Here is a 15,473-nt window from a genome sequence, read left to right as displayed (position 1 = left end):
ACAGCCGATCAGGCTGTTAAGGATGGCTGACATCGGCAGTCATCCTTATCAGTATTAATGATACTTAATTCTATGCTCACAGCCAAGGGGCTGCAACAAATCAAGGAAATAGCAGTCCTCAATTTTTTCGCTAATAGATTAATCTCTGGAAATCCCAAGAAACTTATAGGGTATATATACATATTCTTTTTTTATTATCATATCTATTACCAAGGATCTTGCCTCAAACTCTTTCTTACGTATACTTGTATAAGTCCTCGTTCCTTCATCTGTCAGCAACCCGTCTTCTCTGAGAAGATTCCTTTGAACAGCATTTTCACAGAGTTGTTCATATTGCTTATGGGTTATTTCCAACAACAAACAAATGTATGAGTCAGAGCGCTTATGATATTTACCATGCAACAAACCAATCAATTGAATAGATTCACGACCAAAATCATTAAATAGACGATTGATATGACCTTGGCTTATTTTTTGAGCAATACTAATCCATTTATATTTCAACCGTTCATAACTTTCATCGCGACGTATTCTGTCAAATAGTCTTCGAGGGAAGAGTGGAACCCATTTTTTGCCATTATCCGAACGCCTCTTACTTGCCCAAAGAATAGGCAAAGTATTATTTGGAGTAGTATGGTCGAAACATACCAACGATTGACTGTTGGCATAGCCCAATGGGCCAATATACAAATCCATCCCTTTTACATATTGCTTCTTAGGATAAAGATATGCTCCATATTTAAGAGCGAAGTCTCTGACAACCTTCATTCTCGGAGGATAGCCGAATACAGAATGTCTTCGTACAAAAGCCGGCTGGTGCACATCTCCATAAACAGCGACATTTCTCACAGATAACAATGTTCCAGCTTTTTGCATATAAGCAACACATAAACAAGCAACTACACTCCCTTGTGGTATGTTGGAAGTTATCTGTTCTAATAATTTGCAAGCGCTTCCTCCTGAACCTAAGAAATCATCAAGAAGCACAACAAGATATGGCCTGTCGCTATATGAGAAATTGTTGTCAACAAAACTCCACGAGATATGACTAAATCGACCTATAATCTTTTTGAAGTGGTACGCCATTACTACACCGCTTTTCCCGATGCCACCAATAGGATATATTGCAATAGGCATTCCAGAATGTGCTCTTATGATTTGTTGTAAGCCATCTTCTAACACATTAGCACACCTCGTTTCAGAGTAAAAGGAAACTTGGTTGAGCAATGTCAGGGCTGTTCCCCAATCACTTTCCTCAAAATTATATAGCCATGCAAGAATATCCGCTTCTGAAATTTGTTCATCAAAGCGATACCTCAGCGTGACGAGTACTTGTGTGTCGATTTTTAGCATATGATAAAAGAATATTATGTCACCTTAATTCCGCAGCACAAAATCTTGTAAAAATCCTAAGTATCAGAAAAACAAGGTCCTAACAACACTTGTTCATGCAAGAAATTTCACCTTTCTTGGTACTGCAAAAATAATAAGCAAAACATCTGACATGACAAAGGTAAAAAATAAAAATGAAAGCATTACTTTTTTCAGAGGAATTTATCGCATCATGAAAGTTTTTCAAAATAGAATCTTGAAAGACTTACTAGTCATCAGTTTATCCCTACTCACAAATTCGATGCGGAGTATTCTTACAAGCAAGGACTACAGCTATTTTCCCAGTTGGGCGTCCTTTGGGATATCATTTGGCAATGCTTTATTCTCGATTTCATGCACTACCAAATAAGAAAATCCGCATATATAGAAAGATGAACGGGAACAAATTGGAAACATTTATAAAATAAGAAAAATCTAAGTACCGAATAATCAACAGCTTAGCTTTACCTATAGTACCCAGACCCGGTACAAGGTAGTGAAAACAAGAGAAACGAAAAGAATATATAATGCTGATAATCAGCAATTTGCGTTTTTCTTATTTTTGCTCAATTAGCCCATTTTTGCCTGTTTTTGGTTAGATAGTACACTTTTAGTACACTTTGATATTCGAAACTTTTTAGTATCTTTGCAAAATAAGAAAACATCTGAAAATTAACGAGTTAATAATTTTACTCGGTTTGATACGCATTTAGGTACATAACTATCAATTATGGCAAAGTTAGAGAATAAAGCAAAGGAAAACCCGAAATTGGAGCAAAATGTGCTTGCTGATGGTCGGATTAGTCTCTATCTGGAGTATTATCTCGGTAGAGAAGAAACACCTGTTTTGGACGATAATGGCAATCCTGTTTTGTATGAAACGGGGAAGATGATGGGTAAACCAAAAGTTCACATCAAACACAACAGACGAAAAGAAAACTTGCAGTTGTATTTAATAGCCAAGCCACGCACTCCTGCCGAGCGACAGCAAAATAAAGAAACGCTTGAATTGGCTGCCAAGATTCGTGCAGAGCGTGAACAACAGTTTAAGGAAAGTATGTTAGGTTATCGTTTGAAGAAAGATAGAAATATCAACTTCTTAGACTATTATCAGGCTTACATTGATAGCTATACCAAGAAAGACCTGCGAATGATTAAGATTGCCTTGAATCGTTTTAAGGACTTTCTGAAAGAGTACTACCCTCTCTATGAGTTTAGCATCAAGCCCGATCTGATAACCAAAGAAATGATGGAACGATTTGTGGAGTATCTGCAATCACGAAGTGTTGGCGAAGGTGCAAAGAGCATCTACCAGCGTTTCAAGAAAGTGGTGCGCTACGCTATCGACCATGAAGTGATGTTGAAAGATCCATGTAAGGGAGTTGTGTGCAAGGTTGACGAGCAGATCTTACGCAAGGATGTGCTGTCTATGGACGAAATTCGATCTTTAATTCAATGCCATTACGAAAACGAGAACCCAAATGTGCGACGAGCATTTATTCTATGTCTATATTGCGGTTTGCGTTTTTGCGATGTGAAAGACCTAACCTATAAGAACATCGACTACACTAATCATCTGTTGAAGTTTGAGCAGAATAAGACCAAAGGACATTCTGCTAATAGCGGTGTGGTTATCCCTTTGAACGATGGTTTGCTTTCATTGATAGGAGAAGCTCCCGAAGACTTAGATTACTCCATTTTCAACTTACCGACATACGAGAGTTGTTGCAAATCTGTAAAACGGTGGGTAAAACGTGCGGGTATCAATAAACACATCAGCTGGCATTGCGCCCGCCATAGTTTTGCTGTGAACATCTTGAATAATGGTGCCAATATCAAGACTGTTGCAAGTCTTTTAGGGCATAGCGGATTGAAACATACCGAGAAATATACTCGTGCCGTGGATAAATTGAAGTCGGAGGCGATCAATAGTTTACCAGAATTGAAATTGTAATAAGGAAAATGAATTAAAAAACATTTTCTTGATTAGAGTCAACCATCTTTTTGCTCAAAACTCATGATTTATGAGAAATAATGAGTAATTTTATGGCGTAATCAAGTTACATAAGTATGGAACGCAAGAAAATAAACCGTCTAAAGGTGGTTCTCGCCGAAAAAGGAATGACCAATAAACAACTGGCAGAGATTTTGGATAAAGACCCTGCTGTTATATCGAAGTGGGTAACGAATGTTGCCCAGCCCAATGTTGAAATGTTCATTCAGTTGGCAAAGATATTGGGTGTGAGAGTTGATGATTTGTTGTGGACAGAGGATATTTAATCCTCATATATAAACGAGTATCGTGATATTAAGATGAAAGATCAAATATTCATAAGTCATGCGACACCAGAAGATAATGACTTTACCATATGGCTCGCTTCTCGTTTAGAAATGCGGGGCTATCAAGTATGGATTGACAAAAATGGACTTCTTGGAGGAGAACGTTTCTGGCAAACCATACAGACAGCAATTTACTCCTCTCGAAAAGTTTTGCTAGTTTATTCTAAAAATATCGTACGTGATGGTATATTCAAAAAAGGTATCGAAGATGAATTAGAATATGCCAAAAGTCTTGTAGGAATAAAGAATGACACAGAGTTTGTTATTCCGTTACATATTGATGATTCTGCATATAATCTTGTAATTGGATTACCCAATATCAATCATATCCCATTTGTTGGGAACTGGGCAAAAGGATTGGTACAGCTATTTAAGAAGTTAGATAAAGATGGAGTAACATATAGTACAGATATAGAATCTTCACTATCAAATTGGTACGAAACTTCATATTCGACCGATTCATCAATTGTCTTGAAGAAAGAATTATACTATACTTCTTGGTGGAGTGTAAAATCAATTCCCCAGAAATTTTACATGTATCAATTCCTCAATAAAGAACAGGCTACCTATATTCGACAAGCGAACATAAATATTCCTATAGCTCAATTGGCAAATACATTATCTTCTTTTGATGATAGATTGTCATATCTAATAGATAAAGAGGGACAAACTTTTGATGTTCATCCACAGTCGGTATATTCTTTCTCTCTCGAACAAATTTTATATGGCTTCAATTCTGATAGCTTCCCTACACACAAGGATGTAGTAAATCATTTTAAAGATTTCTTGAGATATTTAATCTCGGAAATTCTTAGGAATAAAGGTTATCGCAAAACGGAGCTATCTAATAAAAAATATGTTTTTTATCGACCTATATATAAGAAAAAGCCAATCCCCATTCATTTTAAATATAAATACTCCTCAAAAAACAAAAGAAAATCATTAGGTGGCAGATATAAAGATAAAGGCTTTTGGCATTACGGAATATCCATACAACCAATCGTTCATCCTTTTATTGGGGCTTCTATTAAGTCGCATTTGATATTTACTCAAGATGGGGTGAATATTATAGATAATGATTCAACTCAACACTCTTACCGAAGAAATAAAGGGAAAACCTTTTTCAATGAACAATGGAGGGATATGCTGATAGCGCTTTTATTTTCTTTACAAGATAATAATGAAGAGATAAAGCTTTCAGTAAGCCAGTCTAATGATATGCTTGAAATGAAAAATTGGACAGAAACCTTTTGGAGTGAATATGGCTATTATGACCCATGTAGCACCATGAGTGAAGATGACATTGTAGACTTGACAGATGAAGATAAAACAGAATGATAGAGCCAATTATTAAATACATAGAAGAACCATTTCTAACATTTGGCTGTAACCAAAAGGCAATAGACCCGAGAGATGGCCTGATGTTATTTGGCCCTTTTGACAAGACGAAGTTAAAAGGTTCAATAACACTGGGTATTATTGGACCCGCAGCGGCACGATTATCTATGACAGATTATCTTAGAAAACTGCATGAACAAATACTGCCAATTAAAGATTCTAAAAAGTATCCTATTTTTCCTGGAATTGAATCTACAATGGGGATAGCTGTGAATTTTGGAAATATACCGCAAATAGATGTAAAAGAAGAAAATATTAAATCGGCTTTAAGACATACAAATGCACATATTCGCATTCATGAACTTGTGAATTTATATGTAGATCCTTTGATGGCTTACATGAAAGAGGAAGAAATTCCCGTGAACCTTTGGTTAGTAGTTATTCCAGAAGTTATTTTTACTTATGGCCGGCCACAATCAAAAATTAAGAAAGCTGAGGATAATATACACACTAAGTTTTCAAAAGAGATTTTAAATCCAAATAATCAGAATCTCTTTCCCGAGTTTCAGAAAGAAGATGATAAAATAAGGGAAGCTTATGAATATGAAATAAATTTTCACAACCAGTTAAAAGCAAGACTGTTAGGGAGTAATATAGCGACGCAAATTATCAGAGATTCAAAAATATCAAATATTGGATTGTCTGAAAAACAAATAGAGAAAGAAGAACAAGTTAGAACTGCAAAAGCTTGGAACTTAGCATCTGCCATATATTATAAGCTTGGAGGACTGCCATGGAAAATGGGGGAGGTTCGAGAAGGAGTCTGTTATTTAGGATTAGTTTATAAAAAAACTGATGAAAAAAACAGGAATGCCTGTTGTGCGGCACAAATGTTCCTTGATTCTGGAGATGGTATGGTATTTAAAGGCAATGTCGGACCTTGGTGGAACCCACAGACCAAAGAGTTTCATTTGTCAAAAGAGGATGCATATAATATAATAAGCCAATCATTAGAATCATATTTTAGTAAATTTGGATCCTATCCATCAGAAGTGTTTATTCATGCAAGAACATACTTTGATGATGCAGAGTGGGCAGGTTTTGAAGAAGCCTCATGTAACAAATCAAAAATAATTGGTGTAAGAATCAGAAGTAACAACACCTTCAAATTGTATCGGCAATTTTCTTATTGTGTGCCGCGAGGACTAATGCTCCAATATGATGAATATAAAGCCCTTTTGTGGACCAAAGGTTATATTCCAAGGTTTAAAACTCAAATTGGATTGGAAACTCCGAATCCTATTGATATTCAAATCACCCGTGGAAATGCAAATATTGATATTGTTTGCAAAGATATTATGAGTTTGACAAAACTCAATTATAATGCATGTATTTATGGAGATGGATTACCTGTAACATTAAAATTTGCAGACTCAATAGGAGAAATATTGACAGCAGGAAAAGATTTAGACACAGGTGTATTACCTTTTAAGTTTTATATATAAAATTGAGATATGCCTACATTACATTGGATAGGAAAAGATAAGGTTGTTAACCATCATGCGGAGGTACCCTTCCGTGTGTTGGAACACAAATATGGGTATCGAGGAGACAAGCCTTCTGATACTTCGGAAACTCATAGTGGAAATAAGATTATTCATGGAGATAATCTCGAAGCATTAAAGGCATTGTTGCCAGAGTATGAGGGGCGAGTGGATTGTGTCTATATAGACCCTCCCTATAATACAGGCAATGAAGGATGGGTGTATAACGATAATGTGAACGACCCACATATACGCAAATGGCTCGGAGAAGTGGTAGGTGCCGAGGGCGAAGATCTCAGTCGACACGACAAGTGGTTGTGTATGATGTACCCAAGACTCAGGTTATTACATCAACTTCTTTCTCCCAAAGGAGTAATTTGCATTTCCATTGATGATAATGAGCTGTACAATCTGAAACAGATTTGTGACGAGGTGTTCGGGGCAAGTTGCTTTGTTGCCAATGTCTCATGGCAAAGGACATACTCCATGCGCAATGACTCAAAAGGAATTCCAAGTGAGATTGAGCATGTTTTGGTTTATAGTAAACAGCCACAATGGGAGCCATTAAGTCTGCCACGAACAGCTGAAATGGATAGGAATTACAAGAATCCGGACAAAGACGTAAAAGGTGATTGGCAGAATACATCAGCATTTGCTCCTGCTGCAGCGACCCATCAAGGTATGGTTTATGCCATTCAGCACCCTTTCACTGGAGAATTAATTTATCCGACAATGTCCGCGTGCTGGCGATACTCACAGGAAACCATGCTTGAATATATGACGGGTTGGACAGCATATAAACTCGAAGATTTACATGATGATGCAAAGCGTGCTGAAATCTGCGGAGTAAGTGCAGAGGAAGTAAAGAAAAATATTCCAGCTATTATCCTCTCTAAACCGCTGACAGAAGCAAAAAAAGAAGCGCAAACAGTTTACAAAGAAGGTAATTGGCCAAGATTTTTCTTTACAAGTGGAGGAAAAGGTGGCATTCGAAGAAAAACATATCTCTCGGGGCTTAAAGGGAAGAAAGCAACCAACTTTTGGTCATTCACAGAAGTGGGTCATACCGATGAGGCAAAGAAAGAATTGATTTCCATCTTTGGAGGGAAAGCCCCTTTCGATACCCCAAAACCTGTAAGATTCATAGATCGTATACTTTCCATAGCCACTAACAAAGACAGCATTATCCTTGACTCTTTTGCAGGCAGTGGCACTACTGCCCATGCAGTGATGAAGAAAAACAAGGAAGACAAAGGGCAACGTAAGTTTATCTTGGTAGAACTGATGGACTATGCAGAAAGTATTACTGCAGAACGAATACGCCGAGTAATCAAGGGCTACGGAGGAGAGAAAAAAGCAGTTGAAGGCTTGGGTGGTTCTTTCGATTACTACGAATTAGGTTCTCCTTTGTTCAATGAAGATGGAAACCTAAACGAAGAGGTAGGTATAGGAAAGATGCGTGAATATATTTATTACACTGAGACCCACGATTACCTGACAAGTCAGCAAGCAGAAGATTATCCCTATCTGTTAGACTACAAGGACGGTACGGGCTATTTCTTTTATTACGAGCCCAATGAGATTACAACTTTGTCGTATGACACATTAAACATAGTACCCAAGACTGCAGACCATTATGTCATTTATGCTGATATCTGCACGATTAGTAAAGAGCAGCTGGCGCAATTGAATATTACATTCAAGAAGATTCCTCGTGACATCAATAGATTTTAAAGTATGCAACTGAAAGAATATCAACACCAAGTGCTCCGAGATTTGGAGCAATATATTGAGACTTTGAATGGTAGCAAAAGTCTCTCTGTAGCCTATTCTCAATATTGGGGAAACAGAGGGGTTTCGGTGAACGGATTCAGTAACAGCTATCTGCATCCCTATGTCAATACCGTGAACGGTGCGCCGCGTGTAACGCTGAAAGTTCCTACAGCGGGTGGCAAGACATTCATTGCCTGCAATGCTATTAAAATGATTATGGATAACCTGCAAACAGGTAATCCTAATCGGGTTGTGGCATGGTTTGTTCCCAGCGATACCATTCTCAAGCAAACTTTGGAGAAGTTACAGGATGCCACTCATCCCTATCGTCAAACAATAGATGCATTATTTTCCCACCGTGTAACAGTGGTGGACAAGGAGGCTGCGCTGATGGGGCAAGGCATTAGCCCTGTACAGATGCACGATAATCTGACCATCTTCGTGTTAAGTGCCCAGTCGTTTGTGGAAACCATCCGTGTGAAGAAAGACAAAAGTGTAGAGCAATTGAAACCTCGTGCTTTTCGAGAGAATGGAAACTTCCTTGAACATACGCAATATTATGTTCACCCAGACCAGTTGATTGACAATGCAGACCCAACGGCACTCATACAGGTGATAGCCCAGCAGAACCCGTTGGTGATAGTAGATGAAAGTCATAACTTCAAGGCCGATCTAAGAGTAGAACTGCTCAACAATCTATCTCCCCGATTCATATTGGAATTGACAGCAACTCCACGCGACAATAGCAATATCATCAGTTTTGTAGATGCCATGCAACTGAAGCGTGAAAACATGGTGAAACTTCCCGTTATCGTGGAAAATCGCAACTCGCCTAAAGATGTGCTTGTTAGTGCTATCCGAATGCGTAATAGTCTGGAACAACATGCCGTTGAGATGGAAAAGCATGGTGGTAGATACATCCGTCCAATTGTATTATTTCAAGCTCAACCAAAGATTGATAACGACAACATTACCTTTGATAAGATAAAAAACAACCTTATTAGTTTTGGTATTCCTGAGGAGCAAATCAAAATCAAGACGGCTAATAAAGACGAATTAAAGGGCATTGACTTGATGAGTCGTGCTTGTGAAGTAAGATACATTATAACCGTAAATGCGCTGAAAGAGGGTTGGGATTGTCCCTTTGCCTACATTTTGGCAACATTGGCGAACAAAACAAGTCGTGTAGATGTAGAACAAATTTTGGGGCGCATACTCCGTCAGCCATATACCACCCAGCATCAGAATCCTTTGCTCAATCTTTCCTATGTTTTCACAAGCAGTAATGACTTCCGTGATACAGTCGAGAGAATCATTCTTTCGTTACAAAAGGCGGGATTCAGTAAAAAAGACTTCCGTGAAGTAAATATGGATAGTGTTGCTGAAGAAAAGAAAAGTATTCCCAATTTGTTTGATAAGCCACAAAATCAGGAGAAAGAGAATGAGGCAGAGGATGCTATCGAATTATCAATAGAAGAGGTAACTACAATCAAAGAAACGATACAGAACGATGCTCCAAGTAAATATATCCAAGACTTACAAAAGCAGGCGGAGCAGATGGGCAATGAGTATAATCGGAAAATAAATGAACAGTCACAAAGCGGAAACATCGATCCACTTGCGGCTATTATACCAACAGAAATGTATTATCCTATCAATGAAAGTTATAAAGAGGTAGTAGCAGAAATAAACCTCCCTGTCTTCTACACAAAGACTGTTGCATCAATATTCTCCGATGAGGAATGGATTCCTTTGGAAAAATCGATGTTATCGAAAGGTTTTGATTTGCCATCAAAGGATGCTACTGTAGATTTCACCATTGTCCGTCCACAGGGTGTTACTATCGATGTTGCGGAATCAGGCGATGATTATGTGCCAGTGCGTCGCAACAATCAGCAAGCCATAGACTTTATCCGACAGCAATATATGGATAAGTCCGCGAACACTCAGAAAGATATGCTAAGCAAGCAAATTGCAAGTATGATTAAGTTTGACAATGTTGTGGAGCCAGATATTAAGAAATACATAGATAGGGTGATTTCCGGGCTCGATGCCGATGCTATTGCTAGTTTGGTGGACAACCTCTACTTGACACGAGATACCATCAAAGAGAAAATAGAGATTCTCTTAAAGGATTACCAGAAACAGGTTTTCCAGCAATGGTTAAATGTGGGAAAGATTCAACTTAAAGGGCATTATACCTTTATTGATGCTATTGCAATGCCAAAAGAAGAAATGGTCGGCATCGATAAAGGGTTGTATGTTGCCGAAGAAACGGTCAATGACTTTGAATACGATGTCATTTCTGCCATAGCTGATAATCCCAATGTATTGTTCTGGCATCGTAATCGAGAAAAGAAGGATTTCTGCATTAATGGGTATATCAATCATTACCCTGACTTTATCGTTCGAATGAAGTCTGGAAACACTATTCTTGTAGAGACAAAAGGCGATCATTTAGTCAATGATGATTCGAGAAACAAGATTTGGCTTGGTAATAAATGGGCCGACCTTGCTGGAAGCGACTATAAATATTTTATGGTATTCCAGACAAAAGAGATAGAAGGTGCAATTACTGTTAAGCAGTTGTTGCAGTATCTGAATGAACTGTAAACGATGGCAAGACATTGTTCCGAAAAAATAAATGAGTATGGATTTCTATTATTTACCCAAAGAATATCAGCAAACACACAAAATGTGTTTTGAACTCATAGGACAAATAGAAGAGTTCTTGGTCAGAGATGAATATAAGTTCTTACAGGTAACTACTTATCCTATAGATGAAGTAGAGATACCAAACATCCAAAAAGAAGATTTTGATGTTTGGGATTATTTAAGAGAACATAATCAGGCCGGTTTTAGATTGCAGCTAAATAAAAGTATTATCTTGGGGCTATTGAAGGATTTCTGCTATTTTATGCAAGAGTCTCTAGACTGTTCGAACAAGATGCGATTAGTTGTAGCATATGCGTTATTAAGAAGACCGCTCGTGGATAACCTCAAAATATTATTGCGTTTTGTATATGATGATAATTTTTATGATGATTTTATCAAGCGCAATGATTACGATCCTGCCCATCTTAACGATGATACACTTAGGGAATACTTGGATAAAACGGACTCTATAAGGATGGCAAATAGTATTAAAGGATCATTCATATATGAATGTATTTATAAAAAAGAAAATATGGGGTCTATTCTGAATTTATCCAATAGAGCAATTCATCCTGTTACAACAAGACCATGGAATAAAACTGGAGAAATGAATTTTAATTTTATGTTTGCAACCCATGCTGATATTGAACACTTATGGCAACATTATTACGCGTATCTCCCAGCAATATTATTATTTTATGTAGAGTTGTTTAATAACACTATTTTCTGTCTTTTTGAAAGTGAGATAGATAAGGACTTATACCCTAAGAAAATAGAAAAGATAGTTGATATAATGCAAAAGAAACCAAGCAAAACGCAGTAAATGAATATTAACCATATACTATAAATAACGATGTATATATATAAGACAAAAATAGCCGTTATACTAACATATGTAAAGTATTAGAGATGACAATGCAAGAAATTACAACTCGTAAGGAAGACCAGACCTTTGATTGCAAAAGCATTCAAATTGATCCGAAGGCATTAGCAATTACCATTGTGGCATTTGCAAATGCTGATGGTGGAACGATTGCTATTGGTGTGTCTGATAAGACGAGGAAGATAGAGGGTGTGGATCAACATACAGAGAAGCTGAATGAGCTACTGCGCGTTCCTTTAGATTTCTGTAATCCTTCTGTGCCTATTACCAGCGACTTACTGCCCTGTACTGATAAGGAAGGGAACGACAATCATATCTTGTTAATGTATATCCCTGCTAGTTCGGAGCTACACGCTAATCAGGCAGACGAAGCCTATATGCGTGTTGGTGATAAGAGTAGAAAGTTGTCTTTTGAAGAGCGCATACAATTGATGTACGACAAGGGCGAGCGTTACTACGAGGATACGGCTGTGTATGGTGCTACGATAGATGATATTGATATGGCTGCTGTCGAAAGATATAAAGAATTGATAGGTTATACCAAGTCGGCAAAGCAATATCTGCAGGAGAACAATGGTTTCTTGACGATAAATGCAAAGGGAGAAGAGCAAGTAAGCGTGGCTTGTATTCTGCTGTTTGGCAAGTATCCTCAGAAGTTCTTCCCTCGTGGGCGCACTCGTTTCATCCGCTATAAGGGTACAGAGGAGCGAGTGGGTACAGAGATGAACGTGATAAAGGATGTAACCTTTGAAGGAACAATACTTGATCAGGTGAAAGCCACGATAGCTTATTTGGAAACCCAAGTGGAAGAACATACATTTCTTGGGCAACATGGACAGTTCGTTACCAATAGGGATTACCCAAAGTTTGTAATTCAAGAAATGGTCGTCAATGCTTGTTGCCACCGTGCCTACAATATTAAGGGCACGGAAATCCAAATCAAGATGCTTGATAATCGTCTCGTTTTTGAGTCGCCTGGTAGATTACCCGGAACTGTAAAGCCTACGAACATACGTCATACGCACTTCTCTCGCAATCCAAAAATTGCTCAATTCCTCAAAGCATACGGCTTTGTTAAAGAGTTTGGCGAGGGCGTGGATCGTGTGTGCAGAGAGTTGGAAGCTAATGGCACACCACATTTATCCTTCCATCTTGATGATTTTATTTTGAAGATCACAGTACCAAAAGTTATGTCAGAACAAGAAAAGTCTGTGAAAGAGAATGCAGATAAGGTAACTGATACTCTCTCAAAGGTATCTAAAAAGGTTACTGATGAGCAAGCAAAGGTATCTGATAGGGTTACTGATAAACAAACTAAGGTTACTGATAAGCGAGAGACGATCGTAAAAAAAACGGTGGCTAAAGCATTAGAAAATGGTGATAAATTAACGCAAAATCGTATTACCATCTTGCAGCTAATGGCTGAAAATCCCTATATAACCAAGATGGAACTTGCTTCTGCTGTTGGTATTAGTGCGACTTCTATTATGCGTAATATCGAATATATGCGTAATAAATACCTTCGCCGTGTTGGACCAGATAATGGTGGATTCTGGGAAATCATAGAATAATATGGCATTGTAACAAGCCCCAACCAAGTTTCTCGTTTGGTTGGGCTTGTTCCATATGAGACTACTTCTGTTTCCTTTGCATCAAACTATCTGTCTTTTGCTTTAATTCCAAGTCGTAGCCATCAGCTTTCTTCTGGATATTTTTGATTGCAGTTTCGTTTCTATGAATGTCAAACACATCGTTGAGCCATAGGATTTCCTTCGGGCTGCAACCTCGCCATACTCTGATAATTCGGAACTTCAAAGCATCGTCTTTGTATTGCTGTTTGCTTTGCCATAACCAAAAATTGCCGACCAAAGAAGCAAGACACACAACTGCTGTTATAACCACATAGGTGAAGACCTTAGACGATTTGATGTCAAAGCTATGCTTGTGGATATGTTCTTGCGGTTGTGGTTGCTTTTTCTGCTCCTCCCACTCATGTAACATAGTCAATACGCTTGCCACCAACTTATCAATGGATTTAGCTTCCTCATCCTTGATACGCATTTGTATGGCTATATACTTATTGAGTATTTCCTTCGTCCGTAGTTCATACTGTTTGAGCAATTCTCGGTCTTGTTGCTCATTACTTTGCGCTGGAGCAGTAGGTGTAGGAAGAGAAACAGAACTGATGTCCTTTTCTTTAAGTTCCCTTACTTCCTTATAAATTATTTCCAACTTATTCTTGATTTCCTCAAAGAGGACAAATGTATTATTATCTGCCATAGTTATAAATGTATTTTACGTTTTTTCTTTTTCTTCTTTTTATCAAGTGTATTGTAAACTTCCGCTGGGACTGTGCCGTGAGATTGAAATAGGTCTAATCCTCCCTCTATGAAATCATTGACAAGTGTACTCGTAACATCAGCAACATCCGATATAAGATTGACGGTTCCTTGTATCTGCAGACTATTTTCCCTGTCATTCTGCTGCAAGGCAAAATCAATCTTGGAATAACTGCAACTCCTATCCACCTTTGAGCCATTGAAATGGTAGCCGTTCTTCTCAAAGATAATGCCTTGCACTTCCTGTGTATTGCCTTTATACTTAAAGCGCATATCAATCCCTTCTTTTTTTAAGTAAGTAAGCAATGTTTTCCATTCTCTGCTTTTGGGGATCTTATCCCTCAAAGTCTGATAAATCTCATACTTGGTCTTGTCGGGCTCTTTCAAACGATGTTCCTTGATTTTCTCTTTGCCACTGGCAAAGTACAAATCATATTGGACAGTCAGTTCCTTGCAAACCTTCTCACTTCTGAATCTGTCGTTATTGTCGGAAATAGTCTTGCCGTTATTGTCTATCCGATTGAAAGCAATATGAACATGCGGATGTTCTTTGTCAAAATGACGACCAATGATATATTGCGTATCTTTAATACCCATCTTCTCCATATACTCACAAGCTACCTGTACCATGAACTCATTGCTTAATCTTGAAGAATCCTGTGTGGAGAAGCTCAACGAGATATGCCCCACAACCTTACTTACTCTTGGATTTAGATTTGTTTGGTCGATGAAGCTCTGAATGATGTGGCTAATATCATCTGTCCTTACCCCAAAACTGTCTATGAGTTCAGTTCCTTTCTTTGGATCGAGGATGTAATTGATGACACCCTTGAAGCCCGAACCTTTCATAATCTTGGCAATCATCTTCGTATCAAATTTAGGATTTCATCAATCTTGGAAAGGGTAAGTTTATGGAAGGGAGCGATGGTATAGAAGCCCTCCGCATTGGCACGATGTGTCAACTGATTGAGATTGTTTGCCATTCCACACAGCTTGCGAATGAAGTCAGCCTGCTCTATGGTCAAGCGTTCTATCACATTCCCTTTGTCGAGAACTTTTCTTACAAATTCACTCATGGATATACCTGCACTCTTAGCTTTACCTTTGAGGGTATAGTAATCCTCTGTGGTAAGTTTTACCGTGATACGGTATTTCTTTTTTTCGGCTGCGCCTTTGGTTGGGCGACCGCCTTTGTTGTATTCTGATTTAGTCATAACTGTTTCTTTAATT

Annotated in this window: 12 protein-coding genes; 8 read left to right on the top strand and 4 right to left on the bottom strand. The window is 38.1% G+C overall.

Annotated features, from left to right (window positions below):
* Positions 1-138: 138 nt before the first annotated feature.
* A complete protein-coding gene (locus HMPREF9431_RS10175; RefSeq protein WP_004381199.1) occupies positions 139-1,353 on the bottom strand; it encodes a phosphoribosyltransferase-like protein in 1,215 nt (404 codons plus the stop codon).
* A 748-nt stretch (positions 1,354-2,101) separates the two neighbouring features.
* On the opposite strand from HMPREF9431_RS10175, the gene HMPREF9431_RS10170 reads away from it, so the two are divergent.
* The 8 genes from HMPREF9431_RS10170 (at position 2,102) to HMPREF9431_RS10135 (ending at position 13,475) form a co-directional block, all read left to right on the top strand.
* Complete coding sequence (locus HMPREF9431_RS10170) at positions 2,102-3,325, top strand: site-specific integrase (RefSeq protein WP_004381196.1); 1,224 nt, start codon at positions 2,102-2,104, stop codon at positions 3,323-3,325.
* A 116-nt stretch (positions 3,326-3,441) separates the two neighbouring features.
* Positions 3,442-3,651 carry a helix-turn-helix transcriptional regulator gene (locus HMPREF9431_RS10165; protein ID WP_004381194.1) on the top strand — a complete coding sequence of 70 codons (210 nt, stop codon included), beginning with the start codon at positions 3,442-3,444 and terminating at the stop codon, positions 3,649-3,651.
* Between the two features lie 33 nt (positions 3,652-3,684).
* Positions 3,685-5,049 (top strand): toll/interleukin-1 receptor domain-containing protein, encoded by a 1,365-nt coding sequence (locus HMPREF9431_RS10160; protein WP_004381193.1) that lies wholly within the window; start codon positions 3,685-3,687, stop codon positions 5,047-5,049.
* On the top strand, positions 5,046-6,554 hold the full coding sequence (locus tag HMPREF9431_RS10155) for an argonaute/piwi family protein (protein WP_004381192.1): 1,509 nt from the start codon (positions 5,046-5,048) through the stop codon (positions 6,552-6,554). Before HMPREF9431_RS10160 ends, HMPREF9431_RS10155 begins: the two co-directional genes overlap by 4 nt.
* Positions 6,555-6,563: 9 nt before the next feature.
* Positions 6,564-8,327 carry a site-specific DNA-methyltransferase gene (locus tag HMPREF9431_RS10150; protein ID WP_004381191.1) on the top strand — a complete coding sequence of 588 codons (1,764 nt, stop codon included), beginning with the start codon at positions 6,564-6,566 and terminating at the stop codon, positions 8,325-8,327.
* Between the two features lie 3 nt (positions 8,328-8,330).
* Positions 8,331-10,979, top strand: a complete 2,649-nt coding sequence (locus HMPREF9431_RS10145) for a DEAD/DEAH box helicase (protein WP_004381190.1) — start codon at positions 8,331-8,333, stop codon at positions 10,977-10,979.
* Positions 10,980-11,016: 37 nt separating this feature from the next.
* Positions 11,017-11,844, top strand: a complete 828-nt coding sequence (locus tag HMPREF9431_RS10140) for a hypothetical protein (protein WP_004381189.1) — start codon at positions 11,017-11,019, stop codon at positions 11,842-11,844.
* Between the two features lie 86 nt (positions 11,845-11,930).
* Positions 11,931-13,475, top strand: a complete 1,545-nt coding sequence (locus HMPREF9431_RS10135) for an RNA-binding domain-containing protein (RefSeq protein WP_004381187.1) — start codon at positions 11,931-11,933, stop codon at positions 13,473-13,475.
* Between the two features lie 61 nt (positions 13,476-13,536).
* Here HMPREF9431_RS10135 and HMPREF9431_RS10130 read toward each other — a convergent pair whose 3' ends face one another.
* Genes HMPREF9431_RS10130 through HMPREF9431_RS10120 form a run of 3 tightly spaced genes read right to left on the bottom strand, consistent with a single transcriptional unit; the run spans position 13,537 to position 15,457 of the window.
* Positions 13,537-14,184 carry a hypothetical protein gene (locus HMPREF9431_RS10130; RefSeq protein WP_004381184.1) on the bottom strand — a complete coding sequence of 216 codons (648 nt, stop codon included), beginning with the start codon at positions 14,182-14,184 and terminating at the stop codon, positions 13,537-13,539.
* A gap of 2 nt (positions 14,185-14,186) precedes the next feature.
* A complete protein-coding gene (locus tag HMPREF9431_RS10125) occupies positions 14,187-15,107 on the bottom strand; it encodes a relaxase/mobilization nuclease domain-containing protein (RefSeq protein ID WP_004381182.1) in 921 nt (306 codons plus the stop codon).
* Positions 15,104-15,457: a plasmid mobilization protein gene (locus tag HMPREF9431_RS10120; protein ID WP_004381180.1), complete on the bottom strand. Its 354-nt coding sequence runs from the start codon at positions 15,455-15,457 to the stop codon at positions 15,104-15,106. The genes HMPREF9431_RS10125 and HMPREF9431_RS10120 overlap by 4 nt, the downstream gene beginning before the upstream one ends.
* Positions 15,458-15,473: the final 16 nt, after the last annotated feature.

Source organism: Segatella oulorum F0390, from assembly GCF_000224615.1.
Taxonomy (GTDB): Bacteria; Bacteroidota; Bacteroidia; order Bacteroidales; family Bacteroidaceae; genus Prevotella; species Prevotella oulorum.
This window is presented reverse-complemented; position numbering and strand designations above follow the sequence as displayed.

Bases quoted from the DNA above. Each gene is read 5' to 3' on its own strand.
- HMPREF9431_RS10175 (WP_004381199.1), bottom strand. From the start codon at position 1,353: ATGCTAAAAATCGACACACAAGTACTCGTCACGCTGAGGTATCGCTTT.
- HMPREF9431_RS10170 (WP_004381196.1), top strand. From the start codon at position 2,102: ATGGCAAAGTTAGAGAATAAAGCAAAGGAAAACCCGAAATTGGAGCAA.
- HMPREF9431_RS10165 (WP_004381194.1), top strand. From the start codon at position 3,442: ATGGAACGCAAGAAAATAAACCGTCTAAAGGTGGTTCTCGCCGAAAAA.
- HMPREF9431_RS10160 (WP_004381193.1), top strand. From the start codon at position 3,685: ATGAAAGATCAAATATTCATAAGTCATGCGACACCAGAAGATAATGAC.
- HMPREF9431_RS10155 (WP_004381192.1), top strand. From the start codon at position 5,046: ATGATAGAGCCAATTATTAAATACATAGAAGAACCATTTCTAACATTT.
- HMPREF9431_RS10150 (WP_004381191.1), top strand. From the start codon at position 6,564: ATGCCTACATTACATTGGATAGGAAAAGATAAGGTTGTTAACCATCAT.
- HMPREF9431_RS10145 (WP_004381190.1), top strand. From the start codon at position 8,331: ATGCAACTGAAAGAATATCAACACCAAGTGCTCCGAGATTTGGAGCAA.
- HMPREF9431_RS10140 (WP_004381189.1), top strand. From the start codon at position 11,017: ATGGATTTCTATTATTTACCCAAAGAATATCAGCAAACACACAAAATG.
- HMPREF9431_RS10135 (WP_004381187.1), top strand. From the start codon at position 11,931: ATGACAATGCAAGAAATTACAACTCGTAAGGAAGACCAGACCTTTGAT.
- HMPREF9431_RS10130 (WP_004381184.1), bottom strand. From the start codon at position 14,184: ATGGCAGATAATAATACATTTGTCCTCTTTGAGGAAATCAAGAATAAG.
- HMPREF9431_RS10125 (WP_004381182.1), bottom strand. From the start codon at position 15,107: ATGATTGCCAAGATTATGAAAGGTTCGGGCTTCAAGGGTGTCATCAAT.
- HMPREF9431_RS10120 (WP_004381180.1), bottom strand. From the start codon at position 15,457: ATGACTAAATCAGAATACAACAAAGGCGGTCGCCCAACCAAAGGCGCA.